The organism is Herbidospora sp. NBRC 101105 (assembly GCF_030269205.1).
Lineage (GTDB): Bacteria > Actinomycetota > Actinomycetes > Streptosporangiales > Streptosporangiaceae > Herbidospora > Herbidospora solisilvae.
The window spans coordinates 740935-753861 of the sequence record NZ_BSSX01000002.1; the positions used below are offsets into that span (position 1 = coordinate 740935).

16 protein-coding genes are annotated in these 12927 nt (G+C 72.1%); 6 read left to right on the forward strand and 10 right to left on the reverse strand.

The window, feature by feature from the left end; genetic code table 11:
- Positions 1-39 precede the first annotated feature (39 nt).
- From QSK34_RS12160 to QSK34_RS12175, 4 genes are read right to left on the reverse strand one after another with little or no spacing between them, the layout of a single operon-like run.
- Positions 40-714, reverse strand: a complete 675-nt coding sequence (locus QSK34_RS12160; RefSeq protein WP_285583289.1) for a hypothetical protein — start codon at positions 712-714, stop codon at positions 40-42.
- A 13-nt stretch (positions 715-727) separates the two neighbouring features.
- Positions 728-937, reverse strand: a complete 210-nt coding sequence (locus tag QSK34_RS12165) for a hypothetical protein (RefSeq protein ID WP_285583291.1) — start codon at positions 935-937, stop codon at positions 728-730.
- A gap of 11 nt (positions 938-948) precedes the next feature.
- Positions 949-1317 (reverse strand): MmcQ/YjbR family DNA-binding protein, encoded by a 369-nt coding sequence (locus QSK34_RS12170; RefSeq protein WP_285583293.1) that lies wholly within the window; start codon positions 1315-1317, stop codon positions 949-951.
- A gap of 34 nt (positions 1318-1351) precedes the next feature.
- Complete coding sequence (locus tag QSK34_RS12175; protein WP_202609747.1) at positions 1352-1762, reverse strand: MarR family winged helix-turn-helix transcriptional regulator; 411 nt, start codon at positions 1760-1762, stop codon at positions 1352-1354.
- A gap of 52 nt (positions 1763-1814) precedes the next feature.
- Between QSK34_RS12175 and QSK34_RS12180 the strand changes: the two genes are divergently transcribed.
- A complete protein-coding gene (locus QSK34_RS12180; protein ID WP_285583295.1) occupies positions 1815-3563 on the forward strand; it encodes an ABC transporter ATP-binding protein in 1749 nt (582 codons plus the stop codon).
- Here QSK34_RS12180 and QSK34_RS12185 read toward each other — a convergent pair.
- The gene (locus QSK34_RS12185; protein ID WP_285583296.1) at positions 3532-4437 is read right to left on the reverse strand and encodes a DUF6518 family protein; all 906 of its coding nucleotides are present in this window, start codon (positions 4435-4437) and stop codon (positions 3532-3534) included. The two genes, QSK34_RS12180 and QSK34_RS12185, sit on opposite strands and share 32 nt — an antisense overlap.
- Positions 4438-4528: 91 nt before the next feature.
- Here QSK34_RS12185 and QSK34_RS12190 point away from each other — a divergent pair, with 91 nt between their 5' ends.
- Complete coding sequence (locus tag QSK34_RS12190) at positions 4529-5191, forward strand: ThuA domain-containing protein (protein ID WP_285583298.1); 663 nt, start codon at positions 4529-4531, stop codon at positions 5189-5191.
- Positions 5176-6237 carry a Gfo/Idh/MocA family protein gene (locus QSK34_RS12195; protein WP_285583300.1) on the forward strand — a complete coding sequence of 354 codons (1062 nt, stop codon included), beginning with the start codon at positions 5176-5178 and terminating at the stop codon, positions 6235-6237. The genes QSK34_RS12190 and QSK34_RS12195 overlap by 16 nt, the downstream gene beginning before the upstream one ends.
- Here the strand turns inward: QSK34_RS12195 and QSK34_RS12200 are convergent.
- From QSK34_RS12200 to QSK34_RS12210, 3 genes are read right to left on the reverse strand one after another with little or no spacing between them, the layout of a single operon-like run.
- The gene (locus QSK34_RS12200) at positions 6222-6905 is read right to left on the reverse strand and encodes a response regulator (protein WP_161478940.1); all 684 of its coding nucleotides are present in this window, start codon (positions 6903-6905) and stop codon (positions 6222-6224) included. The genes QSK34_RS12195 and QSK34_RS12200 overlap by 16 nt on opposite strands.
- A complete protein-coding gene (locus QSK34_RS12205) occupies positions 6902-8017 on the reverse strand; it encodes a hypothetical protein (protein WP_285583303.1) in 1116 nt (371 codons plus the stop codon). Before QSK34_RS12205 ends, QSK34_RS12200 begins: the two co-directional genes overlap by 4 nt.
- On the reverse strand, positions 8014-9147 hold the full coding sequence (locus tag QSK34_RS12210; protein ID WP_285583305.1) for a sensor histidine kinase: 1134 nt from the start codon (positions 9145-9147) through the stop codon (positions 8014-8016). Before QSK34_RS12210 ends, QSK34_RS12205 begins: the two co-directional genes overlap by 4 nt.
- Positions 9148-9297: 150 nt before the next feature.
- On the opposite strand from QSK34_RS12210, the gene QSK34_RS12215 reads away from it, so the two are divergent.
- The 3 genes from QSK34_RS12215 to QSK34_RS12225 are packed head-to-tail and all read left to right on the forward strand — an operon-like array spanning position 9298 to position 11164.
- The gene (locus QSK34_RS12215) at positions 9298-9513 is read left to right on the forward strand and encodes a hypothetical protein (RefSeq protein ID WP_030454513.1); all 216 of its coding nucleotides are present in this window, start codon (positions 9298-9300) and stop codon (positions 9511-9513) included.
- Between the two features lie 13 nt (positions 9514-9526).
- Entirely contained in the window at positions 9527-10459 is a 933-nt protein-coding gene (locus tag QSK34_RS12220; protein WP_285583309.1) for an alpha/beta hydrolase, read from the forward strand.
- A gap of 9 nt (positions 10460-10468) precedes the next feature.
- The gene (locus tag QSK34_RS12225) at positions 10469-11164 is read left to right on the forward strand and encodes a helix-turn-helix transcriptional regulator (RefSeq protein WP_030454515.1); all 696 of its coding nucleotides are present in this window, start codon (positions 10469-10471) and stop codon (positions 11162-11164) included.
- A 6-nt stretch (positions 11165-11170) separates the two neighbouring features.
- Here QSK34_RS12225 and QSK34_RS12230 read toward each other — a convergent pair whose 3' ends face one another.
- The gene (locus QSK34_RS12230; protein ID WP_285583989.1) at positions 11171-12268 is read right to left on the reverse strand and encodes a sensor histidine kinase; all 1098 of its coding nucleotides are present in this window, start codon (positions 12266-12268) and stop codon (positions 11171-11173) included.
- 5 nt (positions 12269-12273) lie between these two features.
- On the reverse strand, positions 12274-12927 hold the full coding sequence (locus QSK34_RS12235; protein WP_030454518.1) for a response regulator transcription factor: 654 nt from the start codon (positions 12925-12927) through the stop codon (positions 12274-12276).

Below are 12927 nucleotides of genomic sequence, written 5' to 3' on the forward strand. Positions count from 1 at the left end.
TGCCGAATGCCCACCCCTCCGACCTCCCCGTTGAGCGCGCTAGGTTGTCGCCCCCTGGGCGGTGAGCTGGTCGAGGTTCCAGATCGTGATCTCGTACTGGTCGACCGCGCCCTCCCACATCGCGATCACCGCCTCGTTCAGCGCCTGGGGACAGTAGGCCAGGTCATCGGACACCGGGTCGGAGAACGCCTCCAGGTGCGCGAGCACCGCCCGCTCGTCAGGCTCGTCAGACGGAGGAATGAGGCTCCGGGGTGAGTCACCGATCGCGGTCGCGGCCTTGAGCGCCCCGAGAAGGGTTCCGTCGGAGGCGATGCGCGCCTGCCACAGTTGCCATTCCGGCTCCCCCGGATGCCGGTCGAGCAGCACGGCCAGATCGGACCCCCGCACGATCCCCGGCTTGGCGAACACCGACACCGACGCGACCAGGCCGTCGTCGAAGTCGGCCGGGTCGACCTCGAAGAGGGAGCCGCTCGCGTCGAACACCAGGTCGGCGTAGCCGTCGAGGAGGATCAGCACCTGGGGATGGCTGACCGTCTCCTGCCCCGACAGCGCCTCCCGGCGCACCCAGCCGGGGTGGCGGTCGAGCCCGGTCTCGTAGAGCCAGTTGCCGCCGTAGAACGCCCCGTAGGTCGCGGTGGCGTCATGGTCGGCGAGCGGGTGGCCGAGCAGGTGCCCGAAGGCGTGCGTCAGCGCGGATTCCCAGGCGGATGCCACAGTGATGAGGTTCCTATTCGTCGTCGCGGAGCCGGTCGTCGATGTATGAGAGCACATGCCGAGAGCAGGCCGCCCACCGGCGCTCGGCCCTGTCGGTCACGGTGTAGGCCGGCGGGCCGGCGCACGGGGTGACGCCGTCGCCGCCCCAGGTGCACTGGCGGCGGCTGGCCGCGCCGGCGGAGAAATCATCCTGCCGCCACCGCCTGATCTCGAACGTCGCCACGTCGCGGCCTTTCAGGAGGAGGGGTAGAGCTCCGGCCACAACACGATCTCATGGCTTTCGACCAGCGACTTCGGGGCGGTCATGCACCACGCCTCGGTCACCAGCTCGAACAGTTCGTCGGCCTCGATCCGGTCGAGGTGGACGACCACCCACCCCGTCGACTCCGTGGTGAACTGCACCTCGAAGACGTCGGGCCGTTCGGCCACCAGGGCGGCCTGTTCTTCAATGGTCGACTTGAGGCCCACGGTCTGGGTGCGTTCCCACAGGTAGCCGAACCCCTTGCCGCGCACCTTCAGCGACACCCACTCGCCACCGAAGCCCTGTTTCACCTCGGGCAGATGGTCAAGCATCTTCAGGAACTCGTCCACACTCACCGCCATGCCCCCTAGGCCTACCAGACCCCACCGACAATTCTCAGCCGTCGAGCAGGCGCAGCAGGGCGGACAACTGCCGGCGCTGTTCGTCCGAAAGTACGGAGAAGACCTCCGCGGCGGCCTCCCGTCGCGCCACGCGCGCCTGTTCGTGGACGGCCAGGCCGGCGGGGGTGACGGAGACGAGGGTGGAGCGCCGGTTGGTGGGGTCGACGGAACGGGCGAGCAGGCCGGCCTCCTCCAGGGCGTCCACGACCGAGGTCAGGGAACGGGGGACGATGCCGAGCAGTTCGGCGAGCCGGGCCATGCGCAGCGGCTCTCCGGCGGAGACCAGAGCGCGCAGGGCGCGCGACTGGCCGGGGTTGATGCCGAGGGGTTCGAGGCGTTCGCGGAAGCCCCGCCGGATGCGGTGGTCGACCCGGTGGAGCAGCTCGAACAGTTCTCCGTCGGACAAAGCACTCGCCTCGTGGAATGAATGTGAGCTAACCTCCGTTTGAGTGTACATCATGGACAATGAACCCCGAGCGCCGTTGGGGCGCGTCATCCGCCTTTTCCGGCCCTACCGCCGCAAGCTTGGCGCGGTCGGGGCGCTGATCGTGTTGTCGTCGGTGGTGTCGCTGGCCTCGCCGTTCCTGTTGCGGGAGATCCTCGACGTCGCCCTGCCGAACCGCGACGCGCGGCTGCTGTCGCTGCTGGCGCTCGGCATGATCGTGATCGCCGTGACGACCAGCGTCTTCGACGTGCTGCAGACGTTCATCTCGACGACGGTCGGCCAGCGGGTCATGCACGACCTGCGCAAGTCCGTCTACAACCACCTCCAGCGCATGTCGCTGGCCTTCTTCACCAAGACCAAGACGGGTGAGGTCCAGTCGCGGATCGCCAACGACATCGGGGCCATGCAGGCCGTGGTGACGACCACCGCGACCTCGTTCATCTCCTACCTGACCTCGGTGCTCGCCACGATCGCGGCCATGGTGGCGCTCGACTGGCGGCTGACGCTGATCTCCCTGGGGCTGCTGCCGGTGTTCGTGGGGATCAGCCGGAAGGTCGGCAAGGAGCGGCGGCGGATCACCACGCAGCGGCAGGTCAAGATGGCGTCGATGGCCTCGATGGTGCAGGAGTCGCTGTCGATCAGCGGGATCCTGCTGGGGCGCACGATGGGGCGTACCGGCACGCTCACCGACCGGTTCGCGGCCTCCTCCGACGACCTCGCCGATTTGGAGGTCCGGTCGTCGATGGCGGGGCGGTGGCGGCAGTCGTCGATCCAGATCGTGATGGCGGCCATGCCGGCCGTCGTCTACTGGGCCGTGGGGTGGACCGGCGCGGTGTCGGTCGGCACGCTGGTGGCGTTCACCACCCTGCAGACCTCGATGTTCCGGCCGTCGGTGCAGCTGCTGCAGCTCGGGGTCGAGGTGCAGAGCTCGATGTCGCTGTTCGGGCGGATCTTCGAATACCTCGACCTCAAGGTCGACATCCACCCCGGCGAGCGCACGCTCGACCGGGTCAAGGGCGACGTGCGGTTCGAGAACGTCGACTTCTCGTACGGCTCGGCCCCCACCCTCACCGGCATCGACGTCGCGGTCCCGCCCGGCACCCGGCTCGCGATCGTGGGCGAGACCGGATCGGGCAAGACCACCCTCAGCTACCTGCTCCCCCGCCTCTACGACGTCACGGGCGGCCGGGTCACCATCGACGGCGTCGACGTGCGGGAGCTGACCTTCGAGTCACTGGCCGAGACGGTCGGCGTGGTCTCGCAGGAGACCTATCTCTTCCACGCCTCGGTGGCCGACAACCTGCGCTTCGCCAAGCCCGGCGCGACCGACGAGGAGCTGCACGGGGCGGCGCGGGCGGCCCGCATCCACGACCATCTCATGTCGCTGCCCGAGGGGTACGACACCCTCGTCGGCGAGCGCGGCTACCGTTTCTCCGGCGGCGAGAAGCAGCGCCTGGCGATCGCGCGCACCCTCCTGCGCAACCCTCCGGTGCTGATCCTCGACGAGGCCACCAGCGCGCTCGACACCCAGACCGAGCGGGCCGTCCAGGAGGCCCTCGACGAGCTGGCCGAAGGCCGCACCACCCTCACGATCGCCCACCGGCTGTCGACGGTCCGCGACGCCGACCAGATCATCGTGCTCGACGGGGGCCGCATCGTCGAGCGCGGCACCCACGAGGAGCTGCTCGCCCTGGGCGGCCACTACGCGGCCCTGGTCAACCGCGACGAGCTCACCCTGACAGCGACCGAAGCGGCAGGATGACCACCAGGTAGGCGACGCCGACGAGCGGCACCGCCGCCAGCAGCGTCAGCCCGATCTCCCGCACCGCGTGCGCCAGCAGCGGCACGAGCAGGAACACCACCAGGCAGGCCCACGCCTGCGGGGCGTAACCCAGGCCGAACGCGTAGTGCACGCCCTCCATCCCGAAGACCCCCGCCAGCGCGGCGAGTCCCCCGACCCGCTGCCACCGCGCCACCCCGCGCCGCCACCACGACCCCGCGACCCCGAACACCGGCCCCGCCACGCACGCGACGACCACCCAGACGAGCGGCCAGAACAGGTCCCCCATCCCGCCGCGCCCGAACTCGGCGAAGCCGTAGTACCCGGCGACGAGCCCGACCTCGACGGCGAGCCCCGCGAACAGGGCCCGAGGCAGCGCGGAAGGAGCAGGCGGCACCAACCGGAGCAGCTCAGCGGGCGTGACGCCCGCACCATAGGGCGACGCCTCGGCACCGAAGCCCGCGTCAGAACCAGCCTCGAAACGCCGGCCGCCAGAGTCCTCCTCCCAGGCCTCAGGGCCCCGACCTGGCCGGTCGAAACCCCGGCCCCGGCCCCTGGCTTCCGGCCCGACCGAGGTGAGCCCGGGGTCCTCGCCCTCGGCTTCCGGCCCGGCTGAAGTGAGCCCTTGGCCCGGATCCCGGTACGCCGCCTCCACTCCCGGCCCGTACATGGTGAATTCCCGGGGCAGGCCCCCGGCCACCAGCGCTCCCGCCACGAACGCCGCCACCGACCACACGGCCCCCGAGTTGGCGAGGTTGTTCCAGGCCCCCGGCAGCCAGCCCTGCGCCAGGTTGGTCAGCACCCCCAGCACGAGCCCCGCCACCAGGGCGGTCACCGCCGCCCGCCACCATCGCATCGGTGTCCCCCTCGGTCGTCCGTCGAGGCCGGAACTGTAGCGAAAGCGCCGCGAGATCTGCTCATTTGCCCCGCAAAATGGGATAATTCGGATGGTGAAGTTACGTCACGCTCTAGTCGTCCGAGGCGGCTGGGAGGGCCATGAGCCCGTCGCCGCCACCGATCTCTTCCTCCCGTACCTCGCCGAGCAGGGGTTCTCCCTCACGGTCGAGGACTCCCCCGCCCCCTACGCCGACCCCGATCTGATGGCGGGGGTCGATCTGGTCGTCCAGTGCTTCACGATGGGCACGATCACGCGCGAGCAGAGCACCGGCCTGTCCCGGGCGGTCGCGGCGGGCACCGGGTTCGCCGGCTGGCACGGCGGCGTCGTCGACTCCTTCCGCGCCGAGCCCGACTACCTCCACCTGACCGGCGGGCAGTTCGCCTGCCATCCCGAGGCGGGCGGGGAGACCTTCGTCCCCCACCGGATCGAGATCACCGGCCACGACCACCCGATCACCAAGGGCATCGCCGACTTCGACCTGGTCACCGAGCAGTACTGGGTGCTGACCGACCCGTACAACACGGTTCTGGCCACCACCACCCACGCCGCGCAGGGGCCGTGGAGCAGGCCGGTCACCGTGCCGGCCGTGTGGGTCCGCGAGTGGGGCGAGGGCCGCGTCTTCGTCGCCACGCCGGGCCACGACCTGGCCACCCTCGAACACGACAGCGTGCGGACCCTGATCGAGAGGGGGCTGGCATGGGCGAGCCGGTGAAGGTGGGAATCGTCGGCTGCGGCAAGATCTCCGAGCAGTACACCGCGACCCTCACGAAGCTTCCCGGGTTGGTCCTGTACGCCGTCGCGGACCTCGACCCGGCCCCCGCCCTGGCCACCGCCACCGAAACGGGCGCGCGCTCCCTCAGCGTCGACGACCTGGTCGACGCCTGCGACCTGGTCGTCAACCTCACCATCCCGGCGGCGCACACCGAAATCGCGCTGCGGGCCATCGCCGGGGGCAAGGACGTCTACGGCGAGAAACCCCTGGCCGCGACCCTCGACGAGGCCAGGACGATCGTCGCGAAGGGCTCCGGGGTCAGGCTCGGCTGCGCCCCCGACACCGTGCTCGGCACCGGTTTCCAGACCGCCCGCCACCACCTCGACGCCGGTCTCATCGGCCGCCCGGCGGCGGCCGTGGCGACCATGGTCACCGCCGGTCCGGAGCCGTGGCACCCCGATCCCGACTTCTACTACCGGCCGGGCGGCGGCCCGCTGCTCGACATGGGGCCCTACTACGTCACCGCCCTGGTGACGCTGCTCGGGCCGGTCGTGTCGGCGATCGGGGCGGCGAGCCGCACCCGGGACGAACGGGTGATCGGCAGCGGCTACCGGCAGGGCGAGCGACTCCCGGTCACCACCGACACGCACGTCACCGGGGTCCTCACGCACGCCTCCGGCGCCCTGTCGACGCTGATCATGTCGTTCGACGGCGCGGCCTCCCGCGCGCCCAACATCGAGGTGCACGGCGAGCTCGGCACGATGATCGTCCCCGACCCCAACCGGTTCGACGGCGACGTGCTGGTCCACCGGGTCGGCGGGGCGTGGGAGACGCTCCCGGTGACCGCCGGCTACCGGGACACCGGCCGCGGCATCGGCGTGTACGACCTCGTCACCGCCCCCCGCCCGCGCGCCTCCGGCGAACTGGCCCTGCACGTGCTCGACGTCATGGAGTCGCTGCTGCGCTCGGCCGCCACGGGGCGGGCGGAGACGGTGGGGAGCACCTGCGAGCGTCCGGAGCCGGTCGCCCTTCAGTCCCTCGTGTGATGGTCGGCGGCGAGTGACTGGTATTCGATGATGTCGTCGGCCGTGATCAGGCCGTCTTGGATGGCGCGGGCCAGCAGGGTCGTCTTCGTCGGGGCGGCCCTGCCGGTGCTGGCGTACTTCACCCGCGCGCGTTCGATGTACTGCTTCACGGTCGCCTCGGAGATGCCCATGCGGAGCGCGACCGACTGCTTGTTCATGCCCTGGAACCAGAGCAGCAGCGCCTCGCGCTCGCGGGCCGACAACATCGGCCGGGAGGTCTGGCCGTCGGCGGCAACCAGGGCCCCGGCCATCACCGGCGGCACGTAGGGCCGGTCGCGGCCGACGGCCACGATGGTGTCGACGCAGTGTTCCCTGGTCTCGGTCTTGGCGATGAACGTGGCCGCGCCCGCCCGGAGCACCGCCATCACGGTCGCGTCGTCCTCGTGCACCGAGTAGACGACCACCCGGCGCCCGGCGGCGACCAGTTCGGGGATGCGCGGCAGCGAGTTGACGCCGTCGAGTTCGAGGTCGAGCAGGATCACGTCGGCGTGCGCGCCCTCGCCGCCGAGGACGGAGTCGACGGTGTTGCCGCTGGCCACGATCTCCACCCGTCTGCCGGGGTCGGCGGCCACCCACGACCGGATGCCCTCCAGCACCACCGGCGTGTCCTCCACCACCGCGAGGGTCACGGGGCGGTCCAGCGGCTCTCTATCCACAGTTGGGTTCCTCCGTTCTCCGCCTCGACGCGGGTGGCGACGTTGGCGGCGCGGGACCCGTCGGCCGAGGGCAGCGACGGGGCGTCGGTGAGGACGCTGACGATGACCTCGCGCGGGGTCGCGACGAGGGTGACCCTGGCCTGGCTGCGGGCCCGTGCCATGCCCTCGATGGGCGCCTCGACCAGCGCGCGGCGGACCTCCAGCGGCAGCGGCGGCACCGTGCCGGCGGTCAGGAAGAGCACCACGACGCCGCGCCGTTCGACGTCGAACGCGCAGGCCCGCAGGGTGTGCAGGAGCGGGTCGGGGGCGTCGTCGGTCTCGGCGATCAGGCGGCGCAGGCGGGCCGCGCCGACGGCGCTCTCGTGCCGTACGTCGGGGTCGGCCGGGTCGGCGCCCTCGGCGAGCAGGGTCAGCACGGGCGCGACGGCCGCGCGCACCTCGGCGTAGCGGGCCAGCCGGTCGGCGTGGACCTGGTCGGCCGCCTTCCGCGCGGCCTCGGCGCCGGCCGTCCGGTTGGAGTTCTCCACCGCCCACCGGGCGGCCAGGTCGAGGGCGTGGCCGCCGGCGCTCGCGCCCGCCTGGAGGAGGATCGCGCCGACGCTGACGACGAGGAACTTGCTCAGCGACCGCGCGTCGAGCGCCCCGGCCAGCGCCAGCCCGGCCAGCGTGACGACCACGTTGGCCAGCAGGAACCCGCTCAGGTCGCGCAGCCAGGTCGGGCGGGGCCAGAAAAGGATCATGGCCAGCCAGCCGACCGAGCCCCACCCCCAGTCGGCGGCGTTGACGACGTCGCCGGGCTCGCAGGCGGCCATCACCATCGCCGACACGGCCAGCGTGACGACCGCGAGTGGCCACACGCCGACGCCGAGCGGCCGTTCGCGCAGCAGGGCGACGCCGGCCACCACGCCGATCGCGGCGTACAGGACCCAGGCGAGCCCGGCCAGCCACGGGAACCGGTAGGCCTCCCAGGTGCCGACGGTGCCGACGAGGTCGAAGCCGAGATGCCAGGCGGCGACGATCGACACGGCGGCGCGGCGCGCGCCCAGGCTGTAGTTGCGGCGGACGCTCGTCTCCGAGGCGCTCACGGCGCCCACCGGAGGGTGACCCTGGTGCCCTGCGGGCCCGACTCGACCACGCCCCGGCCGCCGACCATCTCCATCCTGGCCAGGATCGACACCCGCAGGCCGTAGCGGTGGTCGGGCACGCGGGCCGGGTCGAAGCCCATCCCGCGGTCGCGGACCTCGACCACGACCTCGCCGCCGGTCTCGGTCAGCGTGACGACCGCGACGGTGACGTTGGCGTGCCTGACCACGTTCGCGATCGCCTCGGCGACGGCTTCGAGGAAGGCCTCGGCCACCTCCCACGGCACCGAGGCGGGTGTCAGCCGGGTGTGGATGGTCAGCCCCGACCGGGCCGCGACGGCGGTCAGCCGCTCGTGCAGCGGCACGTGGTCGGGCCCGGCGCCGCCGCCCTCGGACATGCGGTCGAGGTCGGCCAGGTGGCGGGCGGCGGTCTCGCGCAGCATGGGGGAGGTCGCGCCGATGCCGCCGGCGCCGATCATCATGAGGGTGGCCAGCACGCTGCCGTGCATGCGGCTGTTCTGGGCGCGTTCGTCGCGGCGGCGTTCGCGTTCGACGGTGGCCTTCTCCTCGGCGTCGCGGGCCGCCGCGAGCTCCCGGTCGGCGTCGGCCGCGCCCTTGCGCAGCAGGCTCATCAGCACGGCGGTCGCGCCCACCTGCAGCACGTGGATCCCGGCGACCGCGAAGGCGCCGGAGCCGCAGAGGTGCGCGACGACCACCACGAGCCCGGCCGGGACGGCCGGACCCGCCCGCCAGGCCAGGTTGACCACCACGATCGTCATGGTGACCAGCCCGCCGACCCAGCTCGCGCTGTCGCCGATGAGGGTGCCCGCGACGAGCTCTCTCTGGAAGAGGCACAACGCCGAGGTGATGAGCACCTCGACGGTGATCACCCAGGGCAGCAGGCCGTAGGTCCAGCCCGCCCAGGTGAAGAAGACGCTCCAGCACAGCAGCCCGGCCATGACCGGCACCAGCACCGTGGAGTCGACCGGCGGGGCGAGCCCCAGCAGCGCCGCCGTGACGGCGACGAGCCCCGCCACGCCCCGGATGACCGACCCGCAGCGCGCGGTCACGCGGTCGAGGGCGGCCGTCGCGGGCATGCGGCCACCCGCGTCGAGCCGAACACCCAATGCCATCAGACGCCCCACTCGGAAGGCCGGATCATGACCGCGCCCTGAGAGTGTAAAGCGGTTCGTCCGGCTGTCAGCCGAATGACCGTCATAGGTACGCGTCTGTAACCCGGTCTAATTGAGACGATATTCGTCACCTGTGGAGGGCCGGGGAGCATGCAGTACGCGACGGAGAGCGAGATCCGCTCGACGATCACTTCGGCGCGCGTCACGGATCCGGGCATCGCGATCCAGTTCGACGACCGGGTGAGCCGCGGCGACCTGCCCGCCCTGGTCAGCCTGATCTCCAGCATCGTCCGGCTGTTCCTGGGCCTGGCCAAGAAGATCGACGACGAGACGGCCTCGCGGGTGGCGCGCTCCTACCTCGCCTGATACGCATGGGTTCATGACGCTTCACCCCAATCTGGACCCTGACCTGCGCGCCGCTCTGGAAGCGCTCCCGCCGCTCTCCTACGACCTCAACACCGCCGACCTGGCGGAGATCCGCCGGGCGCGGGCCGCCGCGTGCCTCCCGCCGGGCGCCGGGACCAAGGTGAGCGACGTCGACGCCGACGGCCTGCGGCTGCGCGTCTACCGCCCGGCCGGCGCGGGGGACGAACCGCTCCCGTGCCTGTACTGGATCCACGGCGGCGGCATGATCATCGGCCTGCCGGAGATGGACGACTCCCGGATCTCCCGCTTCGTCGAGGCGCTCGGCTGTATGGCGGTCTCCGTGGACTACCGGCTGGCGCCCGAGCACCCCTACCCCATCCCTTTGGACGACTGCTACCGCGGGCTGTTGTGGACGGCCGAGAACGCGGCCGCCCTGGGGGTGGACCCCGACCGGCTGGCGATCGGCGGGAACTCGGCGGGCGCCGGCCTGGCCGCCGGGCTCGCCCTGCTGGCCAGGGACCGGGGCGGCCCCCGCCTGCGGTTCCAGCTCCTGCTGTGCCCGATGCTCGACGACCGCGACGACACGGCGTCGGCGGCCCAGTTCGAGGAGGCCGTCTCGTGGCCGCGCGGCAACAACCGGTTCGCCTGGAAGGCCTACCTGGGCGACCTCACCGACGTGCCGGTCTACGCCGCCCCCGCCCGCGCGACCGACCTGTCGGGCCTTCCCCCGGCCTACGTGGACGTCGGCGACCTGGAGGTCTTCCGCGACGAGGACGCCCTCTACGCGCTGCGCCTGGCGGCGGCCGGGGTGCCGGTCGAGTTCCACCTGTGGCCGGGCGCGTTCCACGGCTTCGCGGGCGCGCTGCCCGACACCCCGATCGGGCGGCGTTCGACGGCCGAGCAGATCGAGGCGCTGCGGCGCGGTTTTGTCGGTGGGGATATCTAGGCTGCCCGTGTGAACCGTACGGATCGGCTTTACGCCCTCGTCGAGGAACTGCGGGCCGTCTCGCCCCGGCCCCGGTCGGCCCGTGAGCTGGCCGAGAGGTTCGAGGTGAGCGTGCGCACCATCGAGCGCGACGTCGCCGCGCTCCAGGAGGCCCGCGTCCCCATCTACGCCGAGTTCGGCCGCCGCGGCGGCTACGTGCTCGACAAGCGCATGTCGCTGCCGCCGCTCAACTTCACCCCCGAAGAGGCGGTGGCCATCGCGGTCGCCCTCAGCCACGAGGAGCTGCCCTTCGCCGAGCAGGCCAGGAGCGCCCTGCGCAAGGTGATGGAGGCCATGCCCGACGGCGAGGGCGACCGCGCCAGGGCCCTGGCCGAGCGCGTGCAGCTGATCCGCGACGACGAGCGCCCCGCCGACCCGATCGCGACCGTCATCGACCAGGCCGTCCTGTCGGGCGGCGTGCTGCGCATCGGCTACGCCGACGCCAAGGGCGTGCCGACCGAACGCGAGGTCGAGCCGGGGGTGTTCGTCGGCAACCGGCGCGGCGAGTGGTATCTGGTGGGCTGGTGCCGGTTACGCGAGGCGGTGCGGGTGTTCCGCCTCGACCGCATCGCGGGCGCCGAAGCCACGGGCGAACGCGCGCCGGCCCGCCCGGCGGCGACCTTCGCCTCCGAGACCGGGATGTTGCGCCAGCCCGTCCTGAGCTGAACAGGCTCAGACGGCGAGAAGCGGTAGCCGGACCGTCACGATGAGGCCGCCGCCCTCCCGGGGACGGGCCTCGGCCGTGCCCCCGTGGGCGCGCGCGACGGCCCGCACGATCGACAAGCCCAGCCCGGCCCCGCCCGCCGACCCGGTCCGGTCGGGGTCGAGGCGGATGAAGGGGTCGAACAGCCGGGCCGCCTGGGCGGGGGCGATCTCGCGGCCGGTGTTCTCCACGGTCACGTACGCATGGCCCCCGCCGCTGCCGGTCCTGACGGTCACCTCGCCGCGGTCGTCGTTGTAGGTCACCGCGTTGTCGACCAGGTTGCGGATCATCCGCTCCAGCAGCACCCCGTCGCCCGCCACCGGGGCCGGGAACTGCCGCGCCACCGTCAGGCCGTGGGCCAGCAGCGACGGCCGGGCCAGTTCGGCCAGGTCGCCGGGCTCCCGCCCGGACAGGTCGCGTTCGCTCAGCGCCAGGGTGAGCAGGCCCTCGATGAGGCGCTCCTGCCGGGAGTTGGACGCCAGCAGCTCGTCGCGGACCGGCCGGAGCGCGGCGGGGATCAGCTCGTCCGGCATGGAGACCTGGAGCAGCACGCGGTTGATGGCCAGCGGCGTGCGCAGTTCGTGGGAGGCGTTGGCGACGAAACGGCGCTGGCCGTCGAAGGCGTTGTCGAGGCGTTCGAGCATCGAGTCGAACGTGTCGGCCAGGTCCTTGATCTCGTCGTGCGGGCCGGTCATGGAGATGCGCCGGTGCAGGGTGTCGGTCGACAGGCGGCGGGCCGTCTCGGTGACGTGCTGGAGGGGGTCGAGGGCACGTTTGGCGACGTACCACCCGACGGCCAGGCCGACCAGGCCGACGAGCACGGCGGCGAGCAGCGACCACCACACCAGCGAGCCCAGGACGGTCTCGTGGTAGTCCTCCACCTGCTTGTTGAAGAAGAACAGCTGCTTGTCGCCGGTGAGCGGCGGCAGGTCGTCGATCGGCAGCCGGATCGTCACGCGCCGCGTGAGCTGCCGGCTGACGACGATGTAGTTGATCATCACGAGGACCAGCGCCGCCGCGAAGAACAGGCTCCCGTAGACGAGGGTGAGCCGGGCCCTGATCGGCATGCGGTTCACAGGCGGTACCCGGCGCCGGTGATCGTCTCGATGACGGGCGGGTCGCCGAGCTTCTTGCGCAGGGTCATGACGGTGACCCTGACGGAGTTGGTGAAGTAGCTGATGTTCTCGTCCCAGGCCTTCTCCAGCAGGTCCTCGGCGCTGACCACGGTCCCCTCGGCCCGCAGCAGGATCTCCAGCACGGCGAACTCCTTGGGGCTGAGCGCGACGTACCGCCCGTCGCGGAACACCTCGCGGCGGGCGGGGTCGAGCCGCACCCCGGCCCGCGCCAGCACCGGCGGGTGCGCGAGCGGCACCCGCCGGGCCAGCGCCCGCAACCGGGCGACGAGCTCGGGGAAGTCGAACGGCTTGGCCAGGTAGTCGTCCGCGCCGATCGACAGGCCCTCGACCTTCGACCGCAGGTCGCCGGCGGCGGTGAGCATGATGATGCGGGCCGGGACACGCCGGGCGACCAGCTGGCGGCACACGTCGTCGCCGTGCACCGCCGGCAGGTCGCGGTCGAGCACGATGACGTCGTAGTCGTTGGTCAGCGCCCGTTCCAGGGCGGCGTCGCCGTCGTGCACGACGTCCACCGCCATCGTCTCCCGGCGCAGCCCGGCCGCCACGACCCGGGCCAGCACCTTCTCGTCCTCCGCCACCAGCACCCGCAT

What these genes read in the sequence shown, in the direction of transcription:
- QSK34_RS12215 (WP_030454513.1), top strand. Translation starts at nt 9,298, where the DNA reads ATGCAGTACGCGACGGAGAGCGAGATCCGCTCGACGATCACTTCGGCG.
- QSK34_RS12230 (WP_285583989.1), bottom strand. Translation starts at nt 12,268, where the DNA reads ATGCCGATCAGGGCCCGGCTCACCCTCGTCTACGGGAGCCTGTTCTTC.
- QSK34_RS12170 (WP_285583293.1), bottom strand. Translation starts at nt 1,317, where the DNA reads ATGGCGGTGAGTGTGGACGAGTTCCTGAAGATGCTTGACCATCTGCCC.
- QSK34_RS12195 (WP_285583300.1), top strand. Translation starts at nt 5,176, where the DNA reads ATGGGCGAGCCGGTGAAGGTGGGAATCGTCGGCTGCGGCAAGATCTCC.
- QSK34_RS12235 (WP_030454518.1), bottom strand. Translation starts at nt 12,927, where the DNA reads ATGCGGGTGCTGGTGGCGGAGGACGAGAAGGTGCTGGCCCGGGTCGTG.
- QSK34_RS12210 (WP_285583305.1), bottom strand. Translation starts at nt 9,147, where the DNA reads ATGGCATTGGGTGTTCGGCTCGACGCGGGTGGCCGCATGCCCGCGACG.
- QSK34_RS12185 (WP_285583296.1), bottom strand. Translation starts at nt 4,437, where the DNA reads ATGCGATGGTGGCGGGCGGCGGTGACCGCCCTGGTGGCGGGGCTCGTG.
- QSK34_RS12220 (WP_285583309.1), top strand. Translation starts at nt 9,527, where the DNA reads ATGACGCTTCACCCCAATCTGGACCCTGACCTGCGCGCCGCTCTGGAA.
- QSK34_RS12180 (WP_285583295.1), top strand. Translation starts at nt 1,815, where the DNA reads ATGGACAATGAACCCCGAGCGCCGTTGGGGCGCGTCATCCGCCTTTTC.
- QSK34_RS12190 (WP_285583298.1), top strand. Translation starts at nt 4,529, where the DNA reads ATGGTGAAGTTACGTCACGCTCTAGTCGTCCGAGGCGGCTGGGAGGGC.